The organism is Corynebacterium sp. HMSC068G04 (assembly GCF_001814885.1).
Lineage (GTDB): Bacteria > Actinomycetota > Actinomycetes > Mycobacteriales > Mycobacteriaceae > Corynebacterium > Corynebacterium hiratae.
The window spans coordinates 51,713-56,585 of the sequence record NZ_KV818349.1; the positions used below are offsets into that span (position 1 = coordinate 51,713).

8 protein-coding genes are annotated in these 4,873 nt (G+C 58.6%); 2 read left to right on the forward strand and 6 right to left on the reverse strand.

The features are described from left to right. The coding region (locus HMPREF2993_RS13690) for a helix-turn-helix domain-containing protein (protein ID WP_168166777.1) at positions 1-665 on the reverse strand (665 nt) is incomplete at its 3' end. Between the two features lie 70 nt (positions 666-735). Beyond that, positions 736-1,341, reverse strand: coding sequence for a GNAT family N-acetyltransferase (locus HMPREF2993_RS11600; RefSeq protein WP_083318734.1), 606 nt, complete (start codon positions 1,339-1,341; stop codon positions 736-738). 34 nt (positions 1,342-1,375) lie between these two features. Between HMPREF2993_RS11600 and HMPREF2993_RS11605 the strand changes: the two genes are divergently transcribed. Further along, positions 1,376-2,290 carry a galactofuranosyltransferase GlfT1 gene (locus tag HMPREF2993_RS11605; protein WP_198531134.1) on the forward strand — a complete coding sequence of 305 codons (915 nt, stop codon included), beginning with the start codon at positions 1,376-1,378 and terminating at the stop codon, positions 2,288-2,290. On the opposite strand, the gene HMPREF2993_RS11610 is transcribed toward HMPREF2993_RS11605, so the two are convergent. The 4 genes from HMPREF2993_RS11610 to HMPREF2993_RS11625 are packed head-to-tail and all read right to left on the reverse strand — an operon-like array spanning position 2,287 to position 4,485. Then, positions 2,287-2,742 (reverse strand): GtrA family protein, encoded by a 456-nt coding sequence (locus tag HMPREF2993_RS11610; protein ID WP_070702499.1) that lies wholly within the window; start codon positions 2,740-2,742, stop codon positions 2,287-2,289. The genes HMPREF2993_RS11605 and HMPREF2993_RS11610 overlap by 4 nt on opposite strands. 2 nt (positions 2,743-2,744) lie before the next feature. Then, positions 2,745-3,134: a GtrA family protein gene (locus tag HMPREF2993_RS11615; protein WP_049156808.1), complete on the reverse strand. Its 390-nt coding sequence runs from the start codon at positions 3,132-3,134 to the stop codon at positions 2,745-2,747. A gap of 32 nt (positions 3,135-3,166) precedes the next feature. Continuing rightward, entirely contained in the window at positions 3,167-4,042 is an 876-nt protein-coding gene (locus tag HMPREF2993_RS11620) for a plasmid pRiA4b ORF-3 family protein (RefSeq protein ID WP_070510700.1), read from the reverse strand. Positions 4,043-4,062: 20 nt separating this feature from the next. Further along, a complete protein-coding gene (locus tag HMPREF2993_RS11625) occupies positions 4,063-4,485 on the reverse strand; it encodes a hypothetical protein (RefSeq protein WP_070702501.1) in 423 nt (140 codons plus the stop codon). 36 nt (positions 4,486-4,521) lie between these two features. Between HMPREF2993_RS11625 and HMPREF2993_RS11630 the strand changes: the two genes are divergently transcribed. Beyond that, positions 4,522-4,800 carry a hypothetical protein gene (locus HMPREF2993_RS11630; protein ID WP_046647039.1) on the forward strand — a complete coding sequence of 93 codons (279 nt, stop codon included), beginning with the start codon at positions 4,522-4,524 and terminating at the stop codon, positions 4,798-4,800. The last annotated feature ends 73 nt before the right edge of the window (positions 4,801-4,873 follow it).

Below are 4,873 nucleotides of genomic sequence, written 5' to 3' on the forward strand. Positions count from 1 at the left end.
AGGGCATCGTAGCCATGCTCAGTCATCCCACGAGCGATTTCTCTACTAATCGTCGACTGATTCCGGCCAAGCTGGGCTGCAATCTCACGATGAGAATGGCCCTGCTTCAGCAGATAGGCTATCGCTATCCGGTCATGGCGAATAAGACGCTTTCCGCGTCCTACCTTCGATTCGGATTCAGTGGGATGATCATTGAGTACCAAACGCCCAGACATGCGATTATGGTGCCACGCTTTTACTGTTTCAGCGCAGCGATCAACTACCTGGCCGACTTCCTTATAGCTTTTGCCAGCATCAACAAGTTTCAAAGCTTTAGCAATGCGATCCCGCTCAATTTGTATGGCTCCACCGCGACTGTTGTTGGCGAGTTCAATACCGTCTTGCGCAAGGTATCGGTAAGCCGTCTGTGGGAAACCTGTCTCTTTCAGTGCGCTATACGCAGACTGGCCGCTTTCTACAAGAGCAATGATCTTTTGGTATTGATCTTTGTACTTATCCTCATTCAGGCTCCGATGGCGCTTGCCGCGGCTAAGTCCCTCAGCCTGACGCCACACCCTCGCCTGAGCCTTCGAGACCCCCAACTCCTTGAGGATCACCGCCATCGGACGCGCATCATGCAGATACGCCTGCACATACCGCTCACGTAGCTTCTCATCACCGGACATCTACACAACCTCCCAGCTGTATAGATGCATTCACCACCTGAACTCGCCCGAATGGTCGGTCATACTTTCGTCACTTAGGGCACCTCACCCCAAGCAGCTCGCCCAGCTCCTCGCTCATGCCGGCCACAATCACTTCCGGCCCCGGCTGGTAGTCCTCTTTGCGCAGCACGGCCTTGTTGCCTTCGATGATGTAGCCCAGCTTGCGTGATACAGCCTGGGAAGCTTCATTGCCGGGGTCCCACTCGGAGCGCAACTGGCACGCGCCCAAGTAATCAAAACAGAAGACCGCAGCGGCATGGCGGACCTGCGTCCCTATCCCGCGGCCCTGAAGGCGGTGGTAGATCCACGATCCGGTTACGACCTCATGGTTATCGGGAAAACTCTTCGCCCGCAGATCCACCGAGCCGATGATCTCACCATCAAGATGTACTCCGAAGTCGAGCGACCATTCTTCCGGGGACATCTGCGCGCGGTGCGCCCACCGGAAGCTCGGGTCCGGCTTCTCTTTCAGCCAGGGGAACGTGTACTCCGGAAGCGGCTCACCGAAAATCTCAGCCGCACTAACACCGTGGATGGCAGCAATGTCGCTATCGCGCAGCACCCGCAGGGTCAGGTCACCCACCTGGATGGAAATCCGAAAAGGAGCCCACATCTCTTCAATACCTTTTACAGCCATGGCTAGCATCGTATAACTCATCACGGGTGGCACAATGGAACGCATGACTGCCACCCTGTCCCAGGCCGGTACGACGGCCGCTGTGATCGTCACCCACCAGCGCGTGGAACTGCTGCGCGCCTCCCTTGAGCAGGTGGTGAACCAGACGCACCCAGTGCAGTGGGTCATCGTGGTCGATAACGGCACAGAACAAGCTGTAGAGGAACTCCTCCACGAACTGGCCGGTGAGCGCGCCGTCTACGTGCCTTCCGAAACCAACCTCGGCGGCGCCGGCGGCTTCGCGCTGGGCTTCCTCACCGCACTCGCCCTCGGCGCGGACGCGGTGTGGTGCGCCGATGATGATGGCCGCCCCGCCGACCACCACGTGCTCGAGGAGCTCTACCGGGTTGCGGAAAACAACAGCCTTCACGAAGTTTCCCCCGCCGTGTGCAACATCAACGAGCCCGCCAAGCTGGCCTTCCCGCTGCGCCAGGGCTTGGTGTGGCGGCGCTACATGAGCGAATTAGAGGGCGACTTCCTCCCTGGTATCGCCTCGCTTTTTAACGGCGCGCTCATCTCCGCCGAGGCCATGGAGATCATCGGCGTGCCAGATTACCGCCTGTTCATCCGTGGCGATGAGGTGGAATACCACCGCCGCCTGGTCAACTCGGGCTTAAACTTCGGCACTGCGCTGACCACCAGCTACCTGCACCCGGATGGCTCCGACGAGTTCAAGCCTATCCTCGGCGGCAAAATGCATACTCAGTATCCGGAGGGCGAGTTCAAGCGCTTCTTTACCTACCGCAACCGCGGCTACCTTCTATGGCAGCGCGGCATGCGCAAGCTGCTGCCGCAGGAATTCGCACGTTTCGGCTGGTTCTTCATCGTGCAGCAGCATGACGTGAAGGGATTCATGGAATGGCTGCGCCTGCACAACCGTGGCCGCAAGGAAGACTTCCGCAGGCCCTAAACCTCAAAGGACTTGCGCGTGCTGCGGAAAATGACCCACCGCTGCACGAAGAAGTTGATGAGTGTTGCCGTGCCTTGCGCAATCACAAACGCCACCGCCAGTGCCCAGGACGAGGGCCACTCCAGGTTGTGGTCGAAAAAGGGGAAGGCCCAGCGGTATAACAAAATATTGATCGCATAGGTCATGGCATAGGTGGCAAACACCGCGGCAAAGCGGCGCTTCGATGCCCGAGCGTTGAAGGTCCACCGCCGATTCAATAAATAAGCCACGAAGGTGCCCACAGCAAAGCCGCCAGTTCGGGAGCCCACGTCCCCGAACACCCCTAAACCAATTTGAAAAAGCCAGGTCAGGGAGACGTCGATAAGCGCGGCAATGGCTCCCGTAATGGCGAACTTCGCGCCCTGGGCGTGCAGGGAATTCGATCGTGAGAGGCGTTCGGCGCGACCAACCATAGTTACTTGCCTTTAAAAATGAATACGCGCTGAATGGCGAAGTTAGTCACCGTGGCCACGCCCTGCGCGATGACGAAAGCGATAGTGTCCTTCAGCGCGCCCTCGAAGCCCAGACTGATCAGCGGAGCGTTGAGCACCCAATACAGGAAGTTCTGCACGGCGAAGGTAGACAGGTACAGCATGCCCACGGCACCGGCGGTACGACCAGATACTTGTGCACCGAAAGTCCAGCGAGCATTGGCCACATACGCGGCGATGGTACCGAAAACCCAGCCTATCGCCTTGGCCAGGGAGCGGTGCAGGCCTAGGTAGGTCAGGAAGAGAGTGAGGCCATAGTCGATGGCCGCGGTGAAAACACCGACGGAGACAAAGCGCACGAGCTGTGTCTTCAGGGTGGAAGTAGGTTCAGTCACGGCGGAATACTCTACCCGCGGATGAGGGCGCGGTAAATGTCCAGGCGGTCCACGGGTGCGACGGCGTCTTCACCATAGGCGCCGAGGGAGGAAAGAACCTTGAGGGAGGCCGTGCACAGCTCCCGAATCTCAGCACCGCGAAGCTCCTCGCCGTCATCGTCGACCCAGCCTAACGCCGCCATGGCGGTCTCCACCACGGAATCCGTCAGCTCGCGCCCGCCCATACAGGACAGCGCTAGCGCCATCGACCAAAAGGCGTCCTTGCCTTCGTTTGTTACTTCTCGCGGCAGAGTACGCAGCTGGCGGTACGCCCGAGCATCAATGCTGACTTCGCGATGCAAGTCCAAAGCTTGGAGGAGCGGAACGAAGTCATAGAGCCGGGTTCTTTCAATGAGCGCGCGGACGGGACTAACCACAAGATCCAGAACTTCATCAATGGTTTCCTGGCCTGTGAGCTCAGCATTCACGGCGGTGAGATCAAACGGTGTCTGAAAAGATCCGGAGCCGCCCACGCACAGAGCCTCCGGCGTGCCGTTATCGCGCGGATAGGTCTCCACCACGACTATCTCGAAATCCCACAGCCCCCAGGCATAATCAATCTGCTCGCCTTCGCGGCTTAAGAATTCGCGCACGGTATGGCTCGGATCGATTCGTTGGCCGCGGGCATCGGTATGTTCAAAAAAGTGCCACGGCGAATTCTCTTGAGGCAGGCCGAAGCAGACCTCGAGAATATGATGAAGCTCTTCCAGCGTGAGTGCATCCGAGAAACCAATCTGGCGGTGCACCTCAGCTTCCGCGCGGACGTTGGACACCTGACACAGCAGGGTTCGAGCAGAATCACCACGTTTGGCGCGGACCTGCGCCAAATCTGTGACCTGTGAGCTCATGTGCCCCACCATACGCACTTTTAGTTTCGAGCGGCGTTCTCGCGTGCTTCGAGCTCGCTGAGGATGAACACGATGGCGGCCCCGATTCCACCCCACACCGTCCACGGTTTTGCCACGCCGCGGCGGCGGATAAAGCCAACGATTCCCCGCTGTGCCTTAATCCCCAACCAGCCGCCAACCACGAGCGCACCAAGGCCAACCGGAAGCGCCCACAGCGGCACCTCCGGCTTCTCCGGCTCCGGTTGCCCCTCGTGGCTCTCGGCATTAGTAATTGCCACGAGTGCACCAAAGCCTAAGAAAGACAGGACATAGGCGGACACGAGCGCAGTCTTGTTCTTGATCCAATCCGGATAAGAGGTCATGATCGCCACGGCCGTGGCTTGGGTGATACGTCCGGCGAGGGTGTCATCCAGGGCATAATTGTCTTGCTTGGGAGAAGTCATACCGCACCACTTTAGGCGGGCGGTAGGCTACCGTGCATGTACTCCTCCAAAAAAGAGCACCTCACTCCGGCACAGCGCGCGGCGCAAGATGAGCGCGCCGAGGACGACAAGCGCCACGGGCACTTCCTCGCTACCGAGCACACCTCACTGCCACTCAATGGTTTTATGACGCGGCTCATCGCCGAGGAACTGCCTATCCTCGACTCCACCTCGCGCGGCCGCGTCTATGAAATCCTGCGTTCTTATGAAGGCCCTGAGATCACCTCGCAGGATGAACTTCCCGAGGAAATCCGGCAGATCATGGATCTGTACTAGCCATAGAAAACCATACAACCGGACGGCACAAATGTTCCGTTTGTTTGGCTTTTGTACCTAATCTCACGTTTTC